The following is a 24,222-nucleotide window of genomic DNA, read 5'->3' as shown; positions in this document are numbered from 1 at the left end:
CTCATATTTTCTCAGTATATTGTGGCAATTGCAAATAAATGTACATAGACTTGCTCACAATTATCTAGTGAACCATCTTCATGATTCATTCGCTGAAGAAGTTGTCCATAATTTTGAATAGCTCTTACTGCTTGTTCGGTTATTTCTAACTGTTGCTGACATAAAAAGTTTTTAATCTGATGCTTGGTTAATTCAAATGGTTGACGTCCTAACTGTTTACTAAAATACAACAGCATCGTTTGCCATTCACTCGTGAATAAAGAGATAGACGCTCCTTCTTGCACTGGAATACCAATGTATGGCGGCATAGCAGTAAGAGAAAGATTTAATTCATAGCAATTGCGTAAAAATGGATCTTGTGCCCCCTTCTTATTATGTAAAAGACGACTATACGCAAATTGCCTACAAGTCTGTTTATAGAGCTGCCAATAGCTTTGAAATTCTTCTTTGGTAATACGCTTTGGTATATAAAAAGGAAAATGCTGTTGATTGACCGGAATTTTTTGTACTTTGCCTATGAAAGTATGCCCGTGAACATGAAGAAGATTCGTCCAATAAATAAAATGGGCTGTCACCGCGTTGTACGTCAGTAAATAAGGCAAATCTGTTGTCGTTGTTATAAATGCTTTTTGCAGCAATGGGGAGATTCTAATTTTTCTGATGCCGTTGATTGCTTCTTTGCTTTGAGGAGTTTGAAAAAGCCAAATAGCTTGTATATCGTTTTTTTCATAGCCCATTGTTCGTTGATGCCATTTTTCATGAGAGATTGTGCTACATTGAAATTCAACTGCGAAATGCCCCTCATCGATTGTAACGAGCAAATCAGGGCGCTGAGAAAGCTGCTTTAAAAATGGCTCTAGTTCCACCTGATGTCCATGTTTTTTGAACCACTCATATAATTGCATTTTACCTTGTAAATGTAGTTTAGATTCACCTTCTGCGAATAGCTGTGAACATTGATTTTTAGTGAAGTGTGCAAAGTGGGGAATATTATAGTTACCTATTTTCAATTGAACTTGTTCCAAACATTGAGGACAAAAAAATTTCATCTGCCGCCTATATCGCTGTAAAGCTTTCCTCGTATATTGATATGGGAGAAATAGCTGCTGTTGATTGTTATAGGCAATAAGCATATAATCAGCTCCTTTTTAGCCAACTATAATAGAATTGGGTTGCATGAACAAAAATAAAGCCGTTTTTTCTTGAAATTTTAAAAATGCGACCTTATTCAGAAATCCGTGATGTTGAACGCATAAAAAAGGACTGTAGCAAAACTCGATTCTTTTACGAGTTTCACTACAGTCTAAAATAATTAGGTGATTCATTGCTTATGCAAAGTATTTTCGAACTGTTTCAAAGCAATTGAATTCCATAATTTTTTCACCGTACTCCTCTAGACGATGAATTGTAAAATTGGATGGTGTTAAAAATTCCTTGATAACTGCATTTCTATCATGACGATTTAAATCCTCATCTGCGTTTCCGAAATCAACAACTAGATAGTACCAATTTTCATATTTGAATAATGAGGAATCCACTAATTCGTCTGTCATTCGTTTTGCGACAGGGATTAACTCATCAATATCTTTAAATTTATAAACATAAATGTCTGTATCCATAAATAATTCTGACTCATCCATGTCACCAAATTGAGTTAGTTGGCTAAGAAGATCCTCTCCAACTTCATCGAATGGTGCAAACATATCTTTGTGTTCATCAAAATTCGAATGACCATCTAATGTTTCACCGTCTTTTAAAATATGTGCACGTGTGACAATGATTTCTAAGCCAACTTCAGATGCATTGATATGAATCCAAATCGGACCCTCTACATCAAAATAATCCTCCGTGTTTACTTCATCAATCATATCCCAAAAAAGTTGCTCACCCTTTGCTCGATTGTACCAAATTTCTTCACGACTATAGCCGCGATCCTCTATATCATTGTACGTAATAAAGAGCTTGAGTGTATTTTCATTTACACGTTCGATGTCCACTAGACCTCATCTCCCTTCACTGTCATATGTCGAAAAACAGTTTTGTTTCATTAGTATGCTTTTATTCTTTGTTTTTAACCTTCATACTGCATTTGTTTTTCAACCTTTGACCACACTACAGTAAAACCATCGAGTAACCGTAAACATGAATTTTTGTATTCACAGTTGTCTCTAACTCTATTGTATGCTGTTCTGTCATAAAATGAAAAGGATATACACCGTTTCACAGAAGATATTTGAATTATTGAAATTGTAGTAAACTATTTAACTTAAATCAAGTTTAACATACTTTTACGGAAATATATGACTTTTCCCTATTAATTATTATACTTCATATAGAAGGTTTTACAGAAGTAAAACATAAAAAAAAGATGTCACAACATGCATTCCACATCTGTAACATCTATTACATATATTATTCAGAATAGAAAGGTTTAATTCACCATTCGTTGCGCTTCTTGTAATTGATATGCTCGAACTTTTCGAGGTAAGAAACGGCGAATTTCATCTTCATTGTAGCCAACCTGTAGACGTTTTTCATCTAAAATGATTGGTCTACGTAATAAGCCAGGATATTCCTGAATTAATTCATATAAACGTTGTAATGGTAAACTTTCAACATCCACATTTAATTTTTGGAATATTTTTGAACGAGTAGAAATAATTTCATCAGTTCCGTCTTCTGTCATACGTAAAATTTTTTTTATTTCACTAATGCTGAGCGGTTCAGAAAATATATTACGTTCTGTATATGGAATTTCGTGCTCCTCTAACCAAGCTTTCGCTTTACGACAAGAGGTACAACTTGGTGATGTAAATAGGGTTACAATCATTCTGACACATCCTTTCATTTCGAATCATTATCTATAAACCAGAACCAGTGTGTTAAATTAGAATTAATGTAATGTAAAATACACAGTACCATTATACAGTACTCCGCTGTATTTGAATATAGTTCCAATAAAAAAAGTCTGAACCTATCCCTAAATATTCTGTCTATTTATACAGCTTTTTAATGTAGTGTATTTTCTTCAAACTTATGTGCTACTACTACCATTCCCACTTTTCAAGCATTTTAAACATCCAAACATCTATCTTACTTGTTCTCATTTAAGAAAAATAAACGAGAAAATTGTCAATTCGACGTGTACACCTCAACAATATTTTAATAAAAAAATTTATATTTATAACAAAATTACACAACAAAAAAAGCATATAATTTTTTCTCGAAAAAAAACACCGTCAAAAGTCTGACTTTACATAAAGAAATCTTTATAATATAATTCTTTGCAATCAAATCAATTTGAACAATTTAAATTGAGAAAAACGCTGACGAAGAGTAGTACATGTGCTAATTCACGTATAGAGAGTCTGTGGTTGCTGCAAACAGATCGTGGAGGCATGTGGAATGGACTTCCGAGTTAGCTTTGTGAACGCTTCTTAAAGCTAATAGCAAAGCTCGTCCCTTCACGTTACGAAGCTGAGTGGCCTTTTTAGGCAAGCTGGGTGGTACCGCGGATTCAAACATCATTCGTCCCTTCATTAGAAAAAATCTAATGAGGACGCATGATGTTTTTTTGTCTTCATCAAACAGATTGAAAGATGAAGGTAACGCTGCTGACAATTGTCACAGAATTTGAATTCGAGGAGGAAATTTTAATGACAACTATTTTTTCTGGCGTACAGCCTACAGGTATCGTAACTTTAGGGAACTATTTAGGAGCATTCAAGCAATTCCCTGCACTACAAGATGAAGGAAATGCGATTTATTGTATCGTTGATCAACATGCCATAACTGTTGCACAGGACCCTAAAGAATTACGAGAAAGTATTCGTAAGCTAGCTGCTACCTATATTGCTACAGGCATTGACCCTAAAAAATCTACGTTATTCATCCAATCAGAGGTGCCAGCGCATGCTCAGGCAGGATGGATGTTACAATGTGTTGCGTCTATCGGAGAGCTAGAACGCATGACACAATTTAAAGATAAATCACACGGTAAGGAAAGCGTATCTGCTGCTCTTTTAACATACCCACCTTTAATGGCTGCAGACATACTACTTTATAACACAAATATTGTTCCTGTCGGCGATGATCAGAAGCAGCATATCGAGCTGACTCGTGACCTAGCAGAACGCTTTAACAAACGCTTTGGTGATGTTTTAACGATTCCAGAAATTCAATTACCAAAAGCAGGCGCTCGTATTAAATCCTTACAAGAGCCAACAAAGAAAATGAGTAAATCAGATCCAAATACGAAAGCGACAATCCGTTTATTAGATACGGCGAAAGAAATTGAGAAAAAAATAAAATCAGCCGTTACAGACTCTGACGGTATCGTTGCATTTGATGTGGAAAATAAACCAGGCGTTTCAAATTTATTGACAATCGAATCGGCTATTTCAGGTATAGCGATTGAAGATTTAGTCAAAAAATATGAGGGAATTGGGTATGGTGGATTCAAGCAAGGTGTAGCAACAGCAGTGATTGAACACCTAACACCTATTCAAGAAAAATTCTATCATCTAGTAGAATCATCCGAATTAGATGTCATTCTAGATGAGGGTGCTGAAAAGGCGAATGCGATTGCCAGTGCTACATTAAAACGTATGGAAGATGCCATGGGTCTTGGTCGCGCACGTCGCTAAACTTACGGCTTGTCTGAGGATCGATCAAAGCCTAGATCAAGCACAACTGCACAGATGATAATACAGGCTCCTACCGCCATATAAAATTCTGTTGTTTGAAAAATAAACTTGAAAACAACCTTCCATGAATAACCTAGTGTGCGGTAATTTAAATACAATATGAGATTCCCTACTGAGAGGATCATTAAGCCATAACTTACTAAAAATAAAAAGAGACGAAACATCGTAGTGGCATCCTTTCTATTTCTTCTTACTTATCATTTATTCACAAAACTATAAAAAAAGACGTCAGCCATTTAAATTCGGCTGACGTTTTTTATGTTTACATATTAGGCTTCATATTTTTTGAATAGAAGACTTGCGTTGTGACCACCAAAACCAAGAGAATTACTCATTGCGTATTGAATACTTGCTTCTCTTGCTTCGTTTGGAACATAATCTAAATCACATTCAGGATCAGGATCTTTTAAATTGATTGTAGGAGGTAAAATCCCTTCTTTAAGGGCTAATGCTGTGAAAATCGCTTCCACACCACCAGCTGCTCCTAATAAGTGACCCGTCATCGATTTTGTAGAGCTCATTGCAAGCTTATACGCATGCTCACCAAAAGCAGTTTTAACAGCTTGTGTTTCAAATAAATCATTGTATGGCGTACTCGTACCATGAGCATTAATATAATCAACTTGTGATGGCTCTACGCCACCATCTGTTAATGCTTGCGTCATCGCACGTGCTGCACCTTCACCCTCTGGAGCTGGAGCCGTAATGTGATGTGCATCACCTGTTGCACCATAACCTAAAACTTCAGCATAGATTTTGGCACCACGAGCTTTTGCATGTTCATATTCTTCTAAAATAACGATACCTGCACCTTCTCCGATAATAAAGCCATCGCGGTTTTTATCGAATGGGCGACATGCTGCTTGTGGGTCTTGATTTAATGATAAAGCTGTATTGGCACAGAAGCCTGCCACAGCCATTGTTACGATTGGTGATTCAGCACCACCCGAAATCATGACATCTGCATCCCCACGTTCAATTACTTTAAAGGCATCCCCAATAGAGTTTGTACCCGAAGCACATGCCGTTACAGAGCAAGAGTTAATTCCCTTTGCACCAAAGTGAATAGAAACTTGGCCCGAAGCCATATCAGGAATCATCATTGGAATAAAGAATGGACTGACACGTCTTGCACCACGCTCTTGGAATGTTAAAAATTGTTGTTCATATGTTTCCATTCCACCGATACCAGAGCCAATCCATACACCTGCACGTGGAGCTAGCTCTTCATCAATTGTTAGCTGTGCATCTTCCATTGCCATAATGGAAGCAGCTAATGCGTATTGTGTGAAACGATCCATTTTACGTGCTTCTTTACGATCAATATATTTTTCAATATCGAAGTCCTTCACTTCTGCTGCGATTTTTGCTGCAAAAAGATCTTTATTTAAACGTGTCAGCTCACCTATGCCAGATTTACCAGCTTTAATGTTTGCCCATGTTTCTTCGATGTTATTTCCTAGTGGTGTAACTGCGCCAATTCCTGTAATTACTACTCGTCGTTTACTCATTGTCTTACTCCCCTCAAGCATTTTTCCTACTTATTTTCCCCATCTCATGGCTACGGCACCCCATGTTAAGCCGCCACCAAAACCTACAAGGACTAATAAATCATCCTCTTTAATCTTACCTGCTTCGAGCTCATCTACCAAGGAAATCCCAATAGATGCTGCTGAAGTATTTCCGTATTTATGAATCGTTTTTGACATTTTTTCTGGTGGTAGCTCTAATCGTTCACGAGCAGATTCCATAATTCGTATATTTGCCTGATGCGGCACTAAAAAATCAACATCTTCTTTTGTTAATCCCGCTTTTTCTAATACATTAACAGCCGATTCACCCATTTGACGCACAGCAAACTTAAACACTTCACGACCATTCATCGCAATTGTGTCTTGCTTCGATAAGTAAAGATTCTTTCCGCCTGTACCGTCTGCACCAAGTTCGAATGATAAAATACCTCTACCTTCAGATACTGGCCCAACGATAGCTGCACTAGCACCATCGCCAAATAATACAGCTGTATTACGATCTTCCCAATCAACGACTTTCGACAGCTTTTCTACACCTACTACTAAGACATATTTATAAGCATTCGCCTCAACAAAATGCTTTGCTGTCACTAAGCTATATATAAATCCTGCACATGCTGCTGCTTGATCCATCGCTGCAGCATTCACTGCTCCGAGTTGTTCCTGAACCATACAAGCTACACTTGGAAAATTTTGATCCTGTGTGACAGTTGCTACAAGAATTAAACCAATTTCCTCAGGCGTAATCCCCGCATTTGCAATAGCTTCTTTTGCAGCAGCTACTGCTAAATCTGAAGTTTCCTGATCATCTGCCGCAAAATGACGTTCTTCAATGCCTGTTCGAGTACGAATCCATTCATCCGAAGTATCCATTATTTTTTCCAAATCAAAATTTGTAACGACCTTCTCAGGAACATATTTGCCTATTCCTATAATACCAGCGTTCATATAGCAACCCCTCAGCTTTCTTACTATCAATTATTAGTAACTGGTCATAATTATAACGCATACAAAAGGAAAGACGCAAGATGATTTAAATTTTATGTGTATGAGGGTGGTGTTGTTTGATTATCGAGGTGAAGGAATTTGATGAAATGAGGGCCTTCTATTTTAGAGGGTTTATTATCCTTTGTTGAGCAGGTTCTTTAGTTTTTGGAGCGCTTTTAGTGAACCTAGAGCGGGGTTCACCTATTTTGGAGCGCTTTCCATCCATCTTTGAGCGGGGCCCTTCTTTTTTGGAGCGCTTTTTATCCATCTTTGAGCGGGGTTCTCCCTTTTTGGAGCGCTTTCCATCCATCTTTGAGCGGGGGCCTCCTGTTTTGGAGCGCTTTCTATCCATCTTTGAGCGGGGGCCTTCTTTTTTGGAGCGCTTTCTCTCCATTTAGGAGCGGGGCCCCTTTTTTTTGGAGCGCCTTTCATCCATCTTTGAGCGGGGTTCTCTCTTTTTAGAGCGCTTTCTATCCATCTTTGAGCGGGGGCCTCCTGTTTTAGAGCGCTTTCTATCCGTTTAGGAGTCAAGTCCTAATTATTGTGTAAAATTCTATACAGAAGTTTTCAACCTAGCGTTTATTCATAGCTCTTGATCGATGTAGCCAAATTTTGTTTATCCATTTAACAACACTACCATTTTTTTGCCCGTAACTTCCATGGGTTTATATCTCCACAGGCAGTAAAGGCTGTCAAAGGCTCTTTTCACTTTGATAGCCTTTACTGCTTGTGGAATACTCCATGAATGGAAGATACGTTGAAAAAAACTTGTTCTATTTGGTTAAACCTTTTTTCTTTGAGTAAATCGTTTCTTGATACTGCATTAAAATAGCACCTACCAATCGAAAGGCAGACTGCGTATTTGGAAAGATTCGTATGACCTTTTCTCTTCTACGCACTTCTTGATTTAATCGTTCAAGTGAATTTGTACTTCGAATATGACAGCGTATATCTGCTGGATAATTCATGTATTGGATGGTATCTTCGAAACCTTCATCTAAGATAGTAAGAGCTTTTTCGTACTTTGGATTATTTCCAAATTGGTCCATTAATTCATCTTTAAACTTTCGAATATCTTCAAGGGTTACGGCTTCAAAAATGCGCTTCATCATCATTCGGATATCAACGAAGTCTTTTTTAGGAAGCTTCTCGATAATATTTCGTTTAAAATGCACATTACATCTTTGCCAAGCAGTACCGATAAACTCACGCTGTATCGCTTTTTGAAGCCCTTGATGAGCATCTGAAATCACTAGTTGAGGTGATTGAAGTCCACGTGATTTGAGTTGTTTAAAAAAAGAGCTCCAACTATCAAAACTTTCAACATGATCCACACTTAAACCGATAATTTCGCGTTTATTTTCTTCCGTAATGGCCGTAGCGATATAAACAGCTTTTGATACGACACGTTGATGTTCACGTACTTTTATGTACATGGCATCTACAAAAACAAAAGGATAATACATGGTGTTTAATGGACGATTTGCCCATTCGTTCACGATCGGATCCAGTTTCTGTGTGAGTGAAGAAACAAAAGATTTAGAAACGGATTCGCCGCAAAGTTGTTCTACAATATGTGTGACTTTTCGTGTAGAGACGCCATTAATAACCATCTCCAGCATAGAAAGAACAAATGCCTGATCACAACGTGCATACTTGTCAAAAACAGTAGGAGAAAATTCACCATGACGCGTTCTAGGAACTTTTAGTTTTATCTTACCAATACTCATAGTCAGTTCACGTTCATAGTACCCATTACGGTAATCACGACGCTCATTAGAACGTTCATAGGCAGATGCATGTAGGAAGGCATCTCTTTCTTTTTCCATAAATTCATTTAAGACTAAAATAATAGCTGACTTTACAACAGCATCAATAGTGGAATTCATAACGGAATCTTTTAAAAGATCCATGTCTAGGTTAAACTGTAATTGGGTCATTTTTAATCTACCTCTCTTAAAATGTGTTCGTGGTTGAAAACATTCTAACCAAGAGGAGAGAAAATGACCCCTTTTCTTTTTACACAATTATATGGACTTAATCCGTTTAGGAGCGGATTTCCACTATTTCTGAGCGCTTTTCACCAGCTTAGGAGCGCATTCCCCTATTTCAGAACCATTCGTAAATACTTTAGCATCACCAAACATAAAATACAAAAACTCATATTTGTTGTGACAAAATCGCCATGTTTCACATAAATGGTTCATTTTTTTTTGATTTATGTTATGATATGATAATGAATATGAGTAAAACCTTATGATGAAAAAAGTTCGGTTGAGGTGAAATTAATGCAATATATCGTAACGTTCATATGGTCATTCCTACTAGTTTCTATGTTAAACTACGTAGTCAGCTCTGTACTTGGTGTACCATTTGATTTCAAAACAGGGGCAATCGTTTCGGTTGTATTCTCCATCCTTATCTTTATTATTGGAGCAATCATTCCAAACGACCCTACACCAGAAGCTGCAGACCATCATTAATTCAGCTAGAAAAAACCTGTTCAGCTTCATGCCGAACAGGTTTTTTCTGTTATTTCTCCACAACACATTGGCCATCACGCATTTTTACATACAATGTCTCCTCTGGTAAAACTTCTCCGCGTAAGAGTTCTTTAGCAACGGCTGTTTCAATATGTCGCTGTACAAAGCGTTTTAGTGGTCTTGCTCCAAATTGGGCATCTGCGCCTTGCTGTACTACCCAATCAATGACTTCTTGCTCGACAGATAAAGTAATTTCTTGCTCTGCCACACGTTGAATCAATTGCTCCACATACTTCCAAGCAATCGCTGTAAAATGTTTAGTAGATAAAGCATGGAAGAAGATGATATCATCCATTCGGTTTAATAGCTCTGGTTTAAAATGTTGTCTTAGAGCTGTCATGACTAAGTCTTCTACAGTAGCATCATTTTCTTTTGCTTCCATTAAATAGCTAGAACCAATATTCGAAGTTAAAATGACCACTGTATTTGTAAAATTCACCATACGTCCCTGACTATCTGTAATACGTCCATCATCTAAAATTTGCAGTAAAATATTCGCCACATCAGGATGAGCTTTTTCAATCTCATCTAGTAGCACCACAGAATAAGGATTTCGGCGAACGGCTTCTGTTAGTTGTCCACCTTCCTCATAGCCTACATAACCTGGAGGAGCACCAACAAGACGGGACACACTATGTTTCTCCATGTATTCACTCATATCAATACGAATAAAGTGATCCTCTGAATCAAATAACTGTGCAGCAAGTGCCTTGGCAAGTTCTGTTTTACCTACACCAGTTGGGCCTAAGAATAAAAAGCTACCAATAGGTCGGTGTGGATCTTTGATGCCTGCACGTGCACGCCATACAGCTTCTGTCACTAATTGAACAGCTGTATCTTGCCCAACCACACGTTCATGTAATGTATCCTTTAAACGTAAGAGTTTTTCACGCTCACCCTCCACTAATTTTGTAACAGGAATTCCTGTCCAACGTGAAACGATTGCAGCGATTTCATCTGCTGTTACCTCTTCACGTAAAATGCGAGATTCTGCACCGTTCTCTAATTCCTTTTCAAGTGCCTGAATGTCTTTTTCAAGTGTCGGAATTTTACCATGACGTAATTCAGCAGCTTTATTTAAATCATATTTACTTTCCGCCTCATCTAAATCACGACGATATTTATCCAATGTTTCCCGTTTTTTCTGGATATCGTGAAGCTTTTCTTTTTCTGCTTCCCATTGTTGTCGCATGCCCTCAGAGGATTTTTTTAACTTTGCTAATTCCTCACGTAATTGCTCTAGACGCTTTTTACTTGCCTCGTCTTTCTCCTTACGTAAAGCCTGTTCTTCAATTTCTAGCTGCATAATACGACGAGTGACTGCGTCTAACTCCTGTGGCATGGAATCAATTTCCGTACGTATCATCGCACAAGCCTCATCAATTAAATCAATCGCTTTATCAGGTAAAAATCGCTCTGTAATATAGCGATTGGATAGTTCTGCTGCCGCAACAATGGCTCTATCATGAATACGTACGGCGTGATGCAACTCAAAGCGTTCTTTTAAGCCACGTAAAATGGATACTGTATCCTCTATAGAAGGCTCACGCACTAGTACTTGCTGGAATCGGCGTTCTAACGCGGGATCTTTTTCAATGTACATACGATATTCATCTAAAGTAGTAGCACCAATACAGTGTAATTCACCACGTGCTAGCATTGGCTTCAGCATATTTCCTGCGTCCATAGCGCCATCTGTTTTTCCTGCGCCTACGATCGTATGAATTTCATCAATAAATAGAATAATTTGTCCTTCTGAATCTTTTACTTCTTTTAGCACACCTTTTAAGCGTTCTTCAAATTGTCCACGATAGCTTGCACCAGCGATTAGCGCACTCATATCCAGTTCATATAGCACACATTCTTTCAAGCCTTCTGGTACATCACCTTTTACAATACGCTGTGCTAAACCTTCAACAATCGCTGTTTTACCAACTCCTGGTTCACCGATTAATACAGGATTATTTTTCGTTTTCCGTGTTAAAATACGAATGACATTTCGGATTTCTTCATCACGCCCTATAACAGGGTCCATCTTGCCATTTTTCACTTCTTCAATTAAATTACGTCCAAATTGCTCTAATGGTTTTTTATTGTCTGTTTGTTGAAATTGCATAGCTAGCACTCCTTTACTTTCATGTTTCTCATTATTTATATACCCTATCTTATTTACTTGAAAAAGTTTGACCTTTTTTGACTAACTTTATTTTACATCACTCGACAATGCTTAGCAAAGAAATTGCACTAAATTTTTTTCACTTATTATGGAAATCTACGTTATAATAATGATATGTTTCTATGTTTTAGTATCGAAATCCACTATCCTTTTGTAATAATCGCCATTTATTACAAAAAGAAAGCGATGTGTTGGAGATATGGTTTTAATGGATAATATGTTTGAAAAAATTAAGGATCTTTTTCAAAAGCACGGTGTTTTTATCAAAGTGAATAAAGGAAATAAAATTTTTCTAGAGGGAGAACGGGCAAAAGAAATTTATTACATCCAATCAGGTGTTATTTCGATTAGCCAAGAATCCGAAACTGGCAAGGAATTAACCATTCGTATTTGTGGTCCTGACAGTATAATAGGAGAAGGTTCATTATTTTGTAATCTCGTCTATAATTCGATGACTGCCAAAGTTTTAGAACCCTCTACGCTGTATGTTTTGAGTCGTAAATCTTTGGAGCATTTACTAGAAGAGCAGCCGACAATTATGGTGGAATATATGAAGTGGTTGCAAACAGAAAATTTAAAGCATCAAAGTCGTTTGCGCGATTTAGTGTTAAACGGTAAAAAAGGTGCTCTATTTTCAACGCTCATTCGACTTTCTAATACGTATGGTAAACCTTTAGAAAATGGCTCGATTTTTATTGATTTTCAGCTAACCAATACAGAAATTGCGAATTTGTGTGCAACAAGTCGTGAAATGATCAATCGCATGCTGAATGATTTAAAAAAACATGAGATTATCACTTTTGATAAAGGATTTATTACCATTCATGATTTACAATTTTTAAAAAATGAAATTGCCTGTGAAAATTGTCCATTACAAATATGCCGTATCGATTAATTTCGTTACAAGCAAAAACCCTGCTTATTTTTGAATAAGCAGGGTTTAATATTACATTTTAACGTACACCTAATGCCATTTTTGCATAGCGTGACATTTTATCTTTTGACCAAGGTGGATTCCATACAATATTCACATTTGTACTTTTCACTTCAGGAAGTTCACCTAATGCTGTATTTACTTGATCCACAATGACTGGTCCAAGTGGACAGCCCATCGATGTCAAGGTCATTGTAACAGTTGCGACACCTTCATCATCTAAATCCACATCATATACTAAACCTAAGTTGACGATATCAATGCCAAGCTCAGGGTCAATTACATTTTCTAAAGCACCAAACATGCTGTCTTTCATATCTTGATCCATTCGTATTTCTCCTTCCATCATAGTGTTAACCTTATCATAGCAGATGCATCCTGTTATGCCAAATGCTGTGCAAGCCATTCTGTTGCTGCTAGCATACCGTCACGCGGTACGGCATGTCCAGCTCTTTTGTTCACCATGAACTTTAAATATTCAGGGTTTGCTTGATAGTATTCCCGTAATGTTTCATAAAATTTATACGTTTCGTTGAAAGGAACTGTTTTATCTAATTCACCATGCCAAAAGAATACAGGGCGACCCGCGAATTTTTCTGGTGTTAGACTGACATCATATTTAGCAAGGACATCATTAATTTTTTCTACGTCTTCCTCTGACATAGGCCAGTTTACTCCGCTTTTAGCAAATTGCTGTAATTGATATTCACCCAATTTAATAAAACCAGGTGCGCCCATACATATTGCAGCTGTTTGTATCCAATCATAAAGTTTCAGACAGCCTGATGTCACGATGCCACCCATTGAAGTACCTGCTATGCCAATATTATGACTAGCTAATAATTTTTTATTCTTTAATTCATCATATAATTGTTGCACTTCATGAATAGAATTTAAAACAATGTCCCAAAAATTTAAGTTCATTTGCATTTCTGTTAGGCCTTCGCTACGCTCACCATGAAATTTTGCATCTGGCAATAGGACACGCACCCCTTTATGCACCAATTGGTATGCATAGTGTAAGTTATGTTCTTTTGCACTCATAAAGCCATGCAAAAAAATCACTACCGGGGTTTCTTCATTCATATTGTCTGTATGTATATGTAATAAAGGAATAGTTCCCCACACTTCTTTTTCTACAAACATTATTGTCACTCCCAACTCTTGTCTCATCTTTATGTTAGCAAACTTTTTTCACTGTGACAAAATTTTGACGAATGTAAGACAAAGAGATACTATTCAAACTATAGGAAAGGGGCAACGAGCTATGAAACCGCATTTAATCGTATTAGACTTAGATGGAACTTTATTAACAGATCAACAACAAATTACAGCAAAAACGAAAAAAACATTATTGCAGGCTAAGGAACAAGGGCATCAAGTGATGATTGCGACGGGGCGCCCATACCGTGCAAGCGATCTTTATTATCATGAGCTTGGGCTCACTACACCCATTGTCAATTTTAATGGCGCATATGTGCATCATCCTAAAAACATCTCTTGGCAACATATGCACACACCGATTGATTTAAGTGTTGTACATGATGTCGTTGATTCTATTAATAGCTATGAGTATGAAAATATTATCGCTGAGGTAAAAGATGATATTTATGTTCACACAGAAGATGATCGTATCTTAAATATTTTTAATATGGGAAATCCCAAAATTACACTTGGGGATTTATACACACATCTCTTAGAAAATCCCACAAGTTTGCTGATTCAGGCAAATGAAGCAAATTCGGTTATTATACGTGATCATTTACAGGCGGTGCATGCTGAAGTCATCGAGCATCGTCGATGGGGCGCACCTCTTCATATTATTGAAATTGTGCGTCGGGGTTTAAATAAAGCTGTTGGTATAGCGCATGTGGCAAAAGATTTAGGTATCCCACGTGAGCGCATCATCGCGTTTGGCGATGAAGACAATGATTTAGAAATGATTGAATATGCTGGACTTGGCGTAGCGATGGGGAACGGTATCTCAAGTCTTAAAAACATTGCTAATGAAGTAACTGCAACGAATAATGATGATGGAATTGCAAAAATACTCATTGAACGCTTGAAATTATCATAGTTAAGTAGTAAGTTCAAGTTAACATTCCATTTTTACCAGTTTAACTTTATTCAGTGGTACCCCTTCCATTTATCTAAAGTGAGTATCTACTGAATAAAGTTAAAAAGCTTGAAAAGTAAGTTGAATTTAGGGGGACAAGAGAATGAAGATTTTTACGGATAGTGGATGTGATCTACCGAAGTCTTACTATGAAGAAAATGATGTCGTGCTACTCCCTTTACGAGTGCAATTGAACAACAAAGAATATGAAGATGTGATTTCAATTGATTCCAAAGAGATTTATGATGCGATACGTCAAGGTGCTCAGCCAAAAACATCACAAGTGTCACCTGAGCTGTTTTTGAAGCATTTTGAGGAACTAGCCAAGAATGATGAAGAAGGCATTTATATCGCGTTTTCATCAGAATTATCAGGCACATATAGTACTGCTCAAATGATTCGCAATCAAGTACTTGAGCAGTATCCTTCCTTAAAACTAGTCATTATCGACTCTAAATGCGCCTCATTAGGACATGGCCTTGTCGTGGAAGAAGCTGTTCGACTTCGAAATATGGGCGTATCCTTAGAAGATACGGCATCTAAAATAACTGCACTTGCACCTCAGGTCGAGCATTTATTTACAGTGGAGGATTTAGATTACCTTGCTAAAGGTGGTCGTGTATCCAAAGCCAGTGCATTTTTAGGTGGCCTACTTAGTATTAAACCTATTTTAAATGTAGAAGATGGCAAACTTGTACCGATTGAAAAGTCACGCGGTCGAAAAAAGGCACTTAATCGTATGTTAGATTTAATGCAGGAGCGTGGCGGCAGCTTTACAAATAAAATCATAGGTATTAGCCATAGTGATGATGCTGCCTTTGCAAATGAAGCAAAAGCCTCTATCCAGGAGCGTTTTTCACCTCAAGCTGTGCAAATTACTATGATTGGCTCCGCAATTGGCTCACATGTAGGACCAGGGACTATTGCGATTTTCTTCACAAATAAAAGCTTTGAAGGCTAATAAAAAGCATGCTAGGATGGCTCCTAGCATGCTTTTTTCGTTGTGCTATTATTGTTGGACGTCTTGCTCCTGACGGCGAACTTTTCCTCGTTTAATGATGATGACAACAAAGCCAATAAAGATCAACCATACTAAGCCTAAAGCCACCATATAGGGCGTGTTTAAGCCTTCATCATTGCGAACCTGATAAATCTCGACCATTTCTCGGTCTAAAATAACAGGATAGACTTCTTTTTCATTTATGCGAACTTTTTCCTCATGTAAAATACCGTTCAGCATTTTCCCTTCACCAAGTTGTTCAGGTGTTAAGTCGACGCGTTGTGTTTTACCAGTATTATTAACCATGATTACCCACTTTTCTTCGTCAGAAGAACGTGTAAAGACAAGAAGGCCATTTTCATTTGTAATGACTTCAAAATCACCATTACGTAAAGTAGCTGATTGATTACGTAAAGATTGAACATTTTTAATATAATCTATCAGTTCCTCGTCTGTTTTAAAGTTATAAAGCTGGTGTGTATCTGGTTTTGCTTCCCCGTTCATAGCAATTTCTGTCCCGTATTGTACGACAGGAATTCCTGGGAGCATAAATAAAGCACCCATCGCCATTTTTAAGCGGGTAGGTGGGAACATATTTTCATTAGCAGAGTCAAATGTAAAACGATGGGTTTCAAGTGAATCCACCATAATTTGTGTCGGTTTTTCTCCTGTGAAGGGTTCCATTAATTTAGAAGAATCCATATCCACGTTTTTAAATATATTACGATAGATATCTGCCGTTACAGGTGAGAAAGTTGCATCAAAGTCAGCATCGCTTTCTTCATTTGCTATCACATAAAGTGATGTTTTTGTCTCTTTTAATGCTGCTATTACTGTATTGATAAACGCTGTATCAGCCCCTGCGATATTTGTTAAACGAATACCACCGATGTCATATGTAGAAACAAAATCAGTTACTGCTTGAATAAGTGCTTCTTGCACATCCTTATTCGATAAATCCCACTGTACTTGTCCATTATCGGTAGATGCAATCCAATCCGCTTTCGATGCATCCTTTGCCCACTCATGATTTGGACTCACATTTGTAAGTGGAAAATCCACCATAATGGACATATTTTTAGTTTTGTAGGCCTCTACAATACTTTGGAATTCTTCCGTTGTTCCAAAATGACGTTCAATTGTAGTATAACTTGTGGGCATTGATCCATCATACTTCTCTGTAGAAAAAATAGGCCCAATGGAAACAATTGTATAGCCCATCTCACCGATAAATTTCAGTTTATCCTGTAAACCTGTAAAATCGCCCCCCGCAAATTTCGAAGGGTCCTGCGTATTTGTATCAAAATCGTTTGTGCCCGAGCCATTAAAGAAACGGTCAACGAGTAAATCATAGATGCTTTCTTCTGCTATTGTTCTAATCGCAGATTCATCTGCATGTGCTACTGGTATAGTACTTACTAATGAAGTTGCTAATAAAAGTGATGCAGCCGTCGCACTTATCCACTTCTTAAATTTCACTGTTATTCCCTCTCTTTCAAACCAATCAACGTCATTTTACCAAATAATTCTGTCACGTCGCTATCTTTTCCAAAGATTTTGCGCAAATTCGAAATGAATTACGACAAAAAGGTGTCATTTCCCTCTTAATTGAATGTGACTTTCCTTTTTACAAAATAAAAGCCGTGAAGCAACTACTTCACGACTTTTAAATGAATTACGCTAAGAAATTAATAAACATTGGTAGTTTAAAACCTAGGTACAGCGTGATAAATAGGCATACTGCGAATAATGTCCAAAACATGCCTGTTGGTTTGTTTTTCTTTTTACGTACTAACACCATTTCCATCATGCCAATTACTAAAATACCAAATAAAAATTTCAGACCGTACAACATTGGGTCTCCAGCCTGATATTTAAAGAATAATGCTCCACCTGTGATGATTATTAATACATAAAACAAACGTAATGTCATATGTAAGCCTTTTGATTGCTTGCCCATTAGTGCCGCAATTAAAAAGATAACAATAGCCACTACCCACGTAGTAATATGCAAATGCGTTTGGCTAGTTAAAAAACTCATGTTTGTCCCACCTCATTCTTTTTCTATCAAACTCTATCCTACCATGCGATGGAAAGGGTTTCAAATATTACAATAGTGTTCACATAATTTACATCAATTAAGATTCTACATCGTTAGATCTAACAGCTTTAACTTCTGTTACCTTCCCTTAAAGAAGTAAAAAATCCGCGGAGTATGGACTCCCGCGGATTGATATCATCATTATTCAAAATGGTTGACTAATGTACCGATTCCTTGAATGGATACTTTTACTGTATCTCCAGCTTTTAAGAATTGTGGCGGGTTCATACCTTTGCCAACTCCTGCTGGCGTACCTGTTAAAATAACATCTCCTGGCTCTAATGTCACATGCTTTGATAGGATGGATACTAGTGTTTCAACAGTGAACATCATATCTTTCGTAGAGCCGTTTTGACGTACTTCATCATTAACCTTTGTAACAACTGTTAAGTCTTGTGGATTTGGAATTTCATCCTTTGTCACAAGGTATGGTCCAAGAGGGCAAGTACCGTCTAAGCTTTTACCCAAGAAGAATTGTTTATGATTCTCTTGTAAATCACGAGCTGTTACATCATTGGCAATTGTGTAGCCAAATACATAATCAAATGCTAAATTTTTAGGAATGTTTTTGCCACGTTTCCCAATAACGATAGCTAGCTCACCTTCATAATCCATTTTTGAAGAAAGATCAGCATGAATAGAAATTGTTTGTCCATCAGCGGCAATTGCAGTTGGTGATTTTGTAAATACCATTAAATCCGTTGGTGCTGCTTCTGCACCCATTTCCTTCGCATGTTCATCATAGTTTTTACCAATACACATAATATTTTTAGGTGTACGTGGAATTGGTGAAAGCCATTCAATCTCTGTAAATTCACGTTTAAAACTATTAGCATTATCTGATTTTTCTGCTGCTTCTACTAATTTACGAATCTGTTCCACAAAATCAAAGCCTAAAGCAATGCCATCCACGATTGAACTTGAAAAAGAAGGGAGAACTTGAAGTTCATTTTGAATAGCGAGTACGTCCCATACCGCTTCTTCTTTTTTTACTTTTGGTCCAAAGCTTACATGTCCACCTAATTTGAATGATAAAATTTTCATGATTGAAAGAGCTCCTTCTTTTTTCTACATAATACAACAATATGATAGAAATTACCTCATTTTTGCGACAACATTTTTATAAGTTGTTATATCTTCTTAAAATATGCATGTGAAGAGGAATATATTAACGAACTTCCACCTTTTGCTTATATGTTAATTTACGCCATATTGCCTCTAGCGGCCCTTGTTTCCACTTAGATAGCCAAATTTCTGCTATGATCATTTGTACAACAATAATGCCAATAGCAATTAATACCCCAGTTTCCACACTTACTTTGCCATACCAGCCAAAACCAAATTGATAGAATAAACAAGTGCCTATAATCGATTGAAGAATATACATCGTTAATGACATGCGCCCAATTTTAGCAAAAGGACTAAGTAGCTTTGGCACAATTGGCACTAAGCAAAGTAACACAATCACCCCGATATAGCCCACCGATAGCATTGGACCCCCTATGTATACCTTTAAATAATCTAGTAAATAAGTTCTTGTAAACATAATAGATAGGCTTTTCATACCAATCCCGATGACTAATCCGGCAATTGCTAATGTCAGCCATAACCACTTCAATTCTTTAGCTCGTTCTACTAAACGCCATTTAGAGGCAGCGGCACCTATTAACATATACGGTAAAATGGTGAACAGTGCGACAAACCACATCTCGATGCCTGCCTGCGTCGATAAATCTGTTAAGCGTTGCATAAAGGCATCTACCCAGTCTCCTGTCCCATAAGCCGTGATGGCCTTCTCTACTGATACGATATCTAAGTAATCATCTACTTTTGTATTAAAATTAACAATCCCTACCACAAAGAGCATAAAAACTTGCATCAAGCCATTAATGATCAAAGCACTAGCTAATAGCCAGATAGGACTCAAACGTAGTAAAAGCACTAAGAACACGCCACAAAATGCATACATCATTAATATGTCGCCCCACCAAATTAACACAGCATGGACAAAACCAAAGGCAAACAGGATGGACAGTCTACGAAGCCCTAGCGTATAAAAGTTTTGTTCACGACTCTGAGCCTTCTGCCACTGCATAGCCAGTCCATAACCAAAAAGCATGGCAAAGAGCGGGTAAAAGCTACCTTGCACATAAATATCTATATTTTTCTGCCACACAATATCCGATGGGGTTGTAAACCATGATGCCAAATCAATATGCGGCATTGGCAAATAAAAGGTATACATATTTACAAGTAAGATACCTACTAAACTAATACCTCGTAAAATATCTAATGTTGCCATTCGTTCCTGCAACATTGTCGGTTTTAACTCCACAAAATAGCCTCCTCTTGACTAGTAGCTATGGTGAAAGCAGGACAAATAAGCCCTACTTTTCCCATAACAAGCTCTTTATGCCTGTATGATCTGTTCATTATCGAATAAATATAATACTTTATCGCTCACCTTGATGTGTAAAATGGATTCAATGGCTTCACTATAAACACGAAGCTGTACGGCATAACGACCTAGTATTTCTTTTGACAGGGCAGGCTCCTGCGCAAAATGAGATTGTATACGATCCGTTTTATAATCCAACAAGACCCAATTACCGTATTCATCCTCAAATAAGCAGTCAATAATCCCTTGCACAATTTGAGCATCGCCATCTTCATCGATTCTACTAATGGTAAATGGCATTTCCCTACGTATTTGACTCGCTCGTTGAAAGCGTTGCCCTATTTCTGTCTCAAAGAAATGATAAATCTTCGCTTGTGGAACCACCATACCCTCCGCCTCTGTTAAAAGCTGCCTTGCGACTAAATCCTCTACAAAGTCCTTTACATCATTGATATGACCAAAACCAAACTGAGGGACATGCTGCATCACTGTGTGCACAGCGGTACCAATTTCAGCACCTGTTAACTGTTGTTCCTGTAAAAAAGCTGGTCGAGGTGCAATAGATGAAGCCTTTAGCTTGGTAGGAGAGGCAAAATAAAATTCGGGTTCCTCCTGACGCTGTAGATTTTCTAATCGCTTTATTTCACTAACAGATGTTTTAGAGCGCTTTCTTGTTGATTTTTGATAGGCATACTGTGCTTGAAAGCGGGTCGTGATTTCAGCCAGCAAGTCCTCATCCTCTGGCATCGCAAGCGCTTGCTGTACTTCATCGCCCATCGCCTGTAACTCATACGAGTAATGCTTTGTATCGATGGCTTGAACCCACCAATGTGATGGATCCTCTAATTTCTTATAAGAATTGGTTGCTGCTGCTGCAAAGTCCGCATGCCTTGCCACTGCTGGGCCTATCCAGTCCAAATAACTATTAGCTCTAGCACGTAAATATTCTTGAAGCGGTGCATCCAAAGGCAAACTTTGTGCGTCCTGCCAGTTGTCGCGTGTTTTCTCCCAGTTCTTCACTGAGCCTACTAAAATCAAACGCTCCTTCGCACGAGTCATCGCAACATATAAGACACGCATTTCTTCTGCACGCATCTCCAGTTCTTTTTTCTCCTTCAATGCTAAAAACGGTAACGATGTATAGGTGATACGATTTTCAGGATCAATGGCCTTAACAGCTAGTCCAAAATCTTGATCGAACAAATAAGGTTGATGAAAATCCATTTTATTAAACGGACGTCCCATTCCTGCAACAAAGACGACTGGATATTCTAATCCCTTGGAAGAGTGAATTGTCACCAGGCGCACCACATCGTCCTTTTCGCCAATTGATTTGGCAGTGCCTAAATCATCACCACGCGTACGCATACGATCAATAAAACGTAAAAAACGGAATAGTCCACGAAATGCCGTTTTTTCATACATTAACGCACGATCATGTAAAACGCGTAAATTTGCCTGACGCTGTTTGCCATTCGGCATTGCCCCAACCATTTCATAATAATGTGTATCTAAATAAATTTTCCAAATTAAATCTGACAATGATCCACGACGTGCTAAATCTCGCCAATTTTCAAAGGCCAGCATAAAGCGTTGCAGCTTCTCAAATGTAGTGGTTTGCACACCATGTCCTTCACTGCGAATAAATTGTCGTAAAGCATCATAAAAAGGTACCTTTTGATCGGCTAAACGGATTTTCGCCAGCTCATTTTCCGTTAAACCAACAAACGGTGCGCGCAGTACAGAAGCTAAGGGGATATCCTGATAGGGATTATCGACTACCTTCAGAACATTTAACATAATCATTACTTCAAGTGCATCAAAATAGCCTTTAGACGATTCTGCATAGAGTGGAATCCCTGCCAGCTTAAATTCCTCCACTAAATCTGTCGACCATGTCATCGAACGCATTAAAATCACAATATCACTATACTTTAATGGTCGCTCTGTTTTTGTTTTCGTATCATAAACGGTTGTTCCATCTTCCATCATCTGACGTATACGATCGATAATAAAGCGTGCCTCATATTGTGATTTTTTTAATTCCTCTAGCTCAGCAGCCTCGTTGTTTATTTCTTCCAGTTCTTCTGTTGTTTCCTCTTCCGGTGGTGGATGCATTACGACTAGCTCAACAGGTATTTCTTTATCATCATAAGGCGCAGCGGGCTTTAATGATGCATTGTCGTCATAAAGAATTTCACCAACACGCTCGCCCATAATTTGTGCAAAAACGTAGTTTGTCGCATTCAACACTTCTTTTCGACTACGGAAGTTAGCATTTAAATCAATTCGCATCCCCGTTACCTCAGGAGTCTCCACATACTCACTATATTTTCGCATAAAGAGCTTTGGTTCAGCTAATCGGAAACGGTAAATACTTTGTTTTACGTCCCCAACCATAAAAAGGTTGCCATCCTGTTCCTCACCTGTTTTGACAAGTTGTAAGATGGTTTCCTGTAGCATATTGGTATCCTGGTATTCGTCCACCAGCACTTCTTTAAAGCGTTTTTTCATATCTAGTGCAACTGGTGACGGCTGAAGCTCTCCATCTACCTCTACCGTTAAAATTTGAAGTGCATAATGCTCCAAATCTGAAAAGTCAATGATTCCACGTTCTAGCTTGGCTAGTCGGAATTGTTCACTAAAAGTAGTGGTCAATTCCACTAACGTAGCAATCGTCGGTGCCATTAATCTTATTTCCTCAAGTAGGCGTGCAGGCGTACGAACAAAAAACGCCTCTTTGATTTTATTCATCATTTTTTTGGCTGCTTCTCGTTTTTTCTTCGCAAGCTCTTGTAGCTCTACATCTACTAATGCATCCTTTGATACTCGTTTTAATGTAGACCATTTGACCTTTGCAAAATAATCAAATAGCTCCTGCCATGTACCGCTTTGACTAATGCGAATCCCTTCCTGAATCATAGCAAAATCAATTTCTGCCGTTTCAGCATAGGGGGCAGGTCCGTCTGGCTGTAATGTAATCGCCCGCATTTCTGAAATTAATACAAACGCCTCTTCCAGACTATGGCGTACGGTCAATTTGACGTATTGAGATAGCTCTAAATCATCAATCGTCACTTCATCAGCTAAATCATATGCTTGTGGAAGGCTCCATAGCCATTTTTGAGGTTCTGCATGTACACGAGAAGTATCATAAAGTTTACTAATCAGCGTTTCGATGGCTTGATCATCACGATCTGAGGTAAAGCTATCAACAAGACGATAAATAGCCTGTACGCGAGCCTCATCCTCAGAATCGTAGGCATCTTCTAGAACTTCTGCTAAAACATCATCTCTTAATAATGCTATTTCTGCTTCATTGGCAATACGAAAGCCTGGATCTATCTCAAGTAAGTATGCGTATTGTTTCACAATGGCTAAACAGAAGGAATGCAGGGTGGAAATTTGTGCTTTATTCACAAGACTAAGCTGCCGTCTTAAATGATTAGATGTTGGATTTTCTGCTATCGCCTTTTCTAATGCCTCAGACATACGATGGCGCATTTCAGCGGCTGAAGCATTCGTAAAGGTCACTACCAATAGTTCATCTACATTGATGGGATTTTCAATAGCAATGACTTTTTCAATCATACGATTAATCAGGACTGCTGTTTTCCCAGACCCTGCCGCAGCCGATACAAGTGTATCTTGACCGCTAGCATAAATTGCCTTCCACTGATCGTCTGTCCATGTGACATCTGCTGGCTTAATAGGAATTGTTTGTACCAT

The 24,222-nt window shown here is 38.0% G+C and carries 20 protein-coding genes and 1 other annotated feature; of the genes, 5 read left to right on the top strand and 15 right to left on the bottom strand.

Going from position 1 to position 24,222, the window contains the following annotated elements; all coding sequences use genetic code 11:
* Positions 1-11: 11 nt before the first annotated feature.
* From MHB65_RS03545 to spxA, 3 genes are all read right to left on the bottom strand, one after another.
* Positions 12-1,133 carry a competence protein CoiA family protein gene (locus MHB65_RS03545; protein WP_342442508.1) on the bottom strand — a complete coding sequence of 374 codons (1,122 nt, stop codon included), beginning with the start codon at positions 1,131-1,133 and terminating at the stop codon, positions 12-14.
* Positions 1,134-1,328: 195 nt separating this feature from the next.
* Positions 1,329-1,997, bottom strand: a complete 669-nt coding sequence (gene mecA / locus MHB65_RS03540) for an adaptor protein MecA (protein ID WP_004227456.1) — start codon at positions 1,995-1,997, stop codon at positions 1,329-1,331.
* A 434-nt stretch (positions 1,998-2,431) separates the two neighbouring features.
* Entirely contained in the window at positions 2,432-2,827 is a 396-nt protein-coding gene (gene spxA / locus MHB65_RS03535) for a transcriptional regulator SpxA (RefSeq protein ID WP_025116803.1), read from the bottom strand.
* A gap of 490 nt (positions 2,828-3,317) precedes the next feature.
* Positions 3,318-3,539, top strand: a binding site (T-box leader).
* 117 nt (positions 3,540-3,656) lie between these two features.
* On the opposite strand from spxA, the gene trpS reads away from it, so the two are divergent.
* Positions 3,657-4,646 carry a tryptophan--tRNA ligase gene (gene trpS, locus MHB65_RS03530; RefSeq protein WP_342442507.1) on the top strand — a complete coding sequence of 330 codons (990 nt, stop codon included), beginning with the start codon at positions 3,657-3,659 and terminating at the stop codon, positions 4,644-4,646.
* Between the two features lie 2 nt (positions 4,647-4,648).
* On the opposite strand, the gene MHB65_RS03525 is transcribed toward trpS, so the two are convergent.
* The 4 genes from MHB65_RS03525 to MHB65_RS03510 form a co-directional block, all read right to left on the bottom strand.
* The gene (locus tag MHB65_RS03525; protein WP_016994330.1) at positions 4,649-4,870 is read right to left on the bottom strand and encodes a hypothetical protein; all 222 of its coding nucleotides are present in this window, start codon (positions 4,868-4,870) and stop codon (positions 4,649-4,651) included.
* Positions 4,871-4,975: 105 nt separating this feature from the next.
* A complete protein-coding gene (gene fabF, locus MHB65_RS03520) occupies positions 4,976-6,217 on the bottom strand; it encodes a beta-ketoacyl-ACP synthase II (protein WP_342442506.1) in 1,242 nt (413 codons plus the stop codon).
* Between the two features lie 30 nt (positions 6,218-6,247).
* The gene (locus MHB65_RS03515; protein WP_205441364.1) at positions 6,248-7,186 is read right to left on the bottom strand and encodes a beta-ketoacyl-ACP synthase III; all 939 of its coding nucleotides are present in this window, start codon (positions 7,184-7,186) and stop codon (positions 6,248-6,250) included.
* Between the two features lie 812 nt (positions 7,187-7,998).
* Positions 7,999-9,165 (bottom strand): IS256 family transposase, encoded by a 1,167-nt coding sequence (locus MHB65_RS03510; RefSeq protein ID WP_342442505.1) that lies wholly within the window; start codon positions 9,163-9,165, stop codon positions 7,999-8,001.
* Between the two features lie 348 nt (positions 9,166-9,513).
* Between MHB65_RS03510 and MHB65_RS03505 the strand changes: the two genes are divergently transcribed.
* Complete coding sequence (locus tag MHB65_RS03505) at positions 9,514-9,708, top strand: YjzD family protein (protein ID WP_004227469.1); 195 nt, start codon at positions 9,514-9,516, stop codon at positions 9,706-9,708.
* A 49-nt stretch (positions 9,709-9,757) separates the two neighbouring features.
* Here the strand turns inward: MHB65_RS03505 and MHB65_RS03500 are convergent, their stop codons facing one another.
* Positions 9,758-11,884: an AAA family ATPase gene (locus MHB65_RS03500; RefSeq protein WP_342442504.1), complete on the bottom strand. Its 2,127-nt coding sequence runs from the start codon at positions 11,882-11,884 to the stop codon at positions 9,758-9,760.
* 268 nt (positions 11,885-12,152) lie between these two features.
* Here MHB65_RS03500 and MHB65_RS03495 point away from each other — a divergent pair, with 268 nt between their 5' ends.
* Positions 12,153-12,839, top strand: coding sequence for a Crp/Fnr family transcriptional regulator (locus MHB65_RS03495; protein ID WP_205441358.1), 687 nt, complete (start codon positions 12,153-12,155; stop codon positions 12,837-12,839).
* 58 nt (positions 12,840-12,897) lie between these two features.
* Here MHB65_RS03495 and MHB65_RS03490 read toward each other — a convergent pair whose 3' ends face one another.
* Positions 12,898-13,206: a metal-sulfur cluster assembly factor gene (locus MHB65_RS03490; protein ID WP_036120908.1), complete on the bottom strand. Its 309-nt coding sequence runs from the start codon at positions 13,204-13,206 to the stop codon at positions 12,898-12,900.
* A gap of 53 nt (positions 13,207-13,259) precedes the next feature.
* Positions 13,260-14,024 carry a prolyl oligopeptidase family serine peptidase gene (locus MHB65_RS03485; protein WP_342442503.1) on the bottom strand — a complete coding sequence of 255 codons (765 nt, stop codon included), beginning with the start codon at positions 14,022-14,024 and terminating at the stop codon, positions 13,260-13,262.
* 121 nt (positions 14,025-14,145) lie between these two features.
* Here MHB65_RS03485 and MHB65_RS03480 point away from each other — a divergent pair, with 121 nt between their 5' ends.
* Both MHB65_RS03480 and MHB65_RS03475 read left to right on the top strand, forming a co-directional pair.
* Entirely contained in the window at positions 14,146-14,955 is an 810-nt protein-coding gene (locus tag MHB65_RS03480) for a Cof-type HAD-IIB family hydrolase (protein ID WP_342442502.1), read from the top strand.
* Positions 14,956-15,097: 142 nt separating this feature from the next.
* On the top strand, positions 15,098-15,955 hold the full coding sequence (locus MHB65_RS03475) for a DegV family protein (protein ID WP_342442501.1): 858 nt from the start codon (positions 15,098-15,100) through the stop codon (positions 15,953-15,955).
* Positions 15,956-16,003: 48 nt separating this feature from the next.
* Here MHB65_RS03475 and MHB65_RS03470 read toward each other — a convergent pair whose 3' ends face one another.
* The 5 genes from MHB65_RS03470 to addA all read right to left on the bottom strand — a co-directional run bounded on the left by MHB65_RS03470 (position 16,004) and on the right by addA (position 24,222).
* A complete protein-coding gene (locus MHB65_RS03470) occupies positions 16,004-17,473 on the bottom strand; it encodes an alpha-amylase family glycosyl hydrolase (RefSeq protein ID WP_342442500.1) in 1,470 nt (489 codons plus the stop codon).
* A 196-nt stretch (positions 17,474-17,669) separates the two neighbouring features.
* Positions 17,670-18,035 carry a YisL family protein gene (locus MHB65_RS03465; RefSeq protein ID WP_342442499.1) on the bottom strand — a complete coding sequence of 122 codons (366 nt, stop codon included), beginning with the start codon at positions 18,033-18,035 and terminating at the stop codon, positions 17,670-17,672.
* 201 nt (positions 18,036-18,236) lie between these two features.
* Positions 18,237-19,139, bottom strand: a complete 903-nt coding sequence (locus tag MHB65_RS03460) for a fumarylacetoacetate hydrolase family protein (protein ID WP_342442498.1) — start codon at positions 19,137-19,139, stop codon at positions 18,237-18,239.
* Between the two features lie 124 nt (positions 19,140-19,263).
* Positions 19,264-20,430, bottom strand: coding sequence for a DUF418 domain-containing protein (locus MHB65_RS03455; protein WP_342442497.1), 1,167 nt, complete (start codon positions 20,428-20,430; stop codon positions 19,264-19,266).
* A 75-nt stretch (positions 20,431-20,505) separates the two neighbouring features.
* Positions 20,506-24,222 carry a helicase-exonuclease AddAB subunit AddA gene (gene addA, locus MHB65_RS03450; protein WP_342442496.1) on the bottom strand — a complete coding sequence of 1,239 codons (3,717 nt, stop codon included), beginning with the start codon at positions 24,220-24,222 and terminating at the stop codon, positions 20,506-20,508.

The sequence above is a fragment of the Lysinibacillus sp. FSL K6-0075 genome, assembly GCF_038592945.1.
Lineage (GTDB): Bacteria > Bacillota > Bacilli > Bacillales_A > Planococcaceae > Lysinibacillus > Lysinibacillus fusiformis_F.
This window is presented reverse-complemented; position numbering and strand designations above follow the sequence as displayed.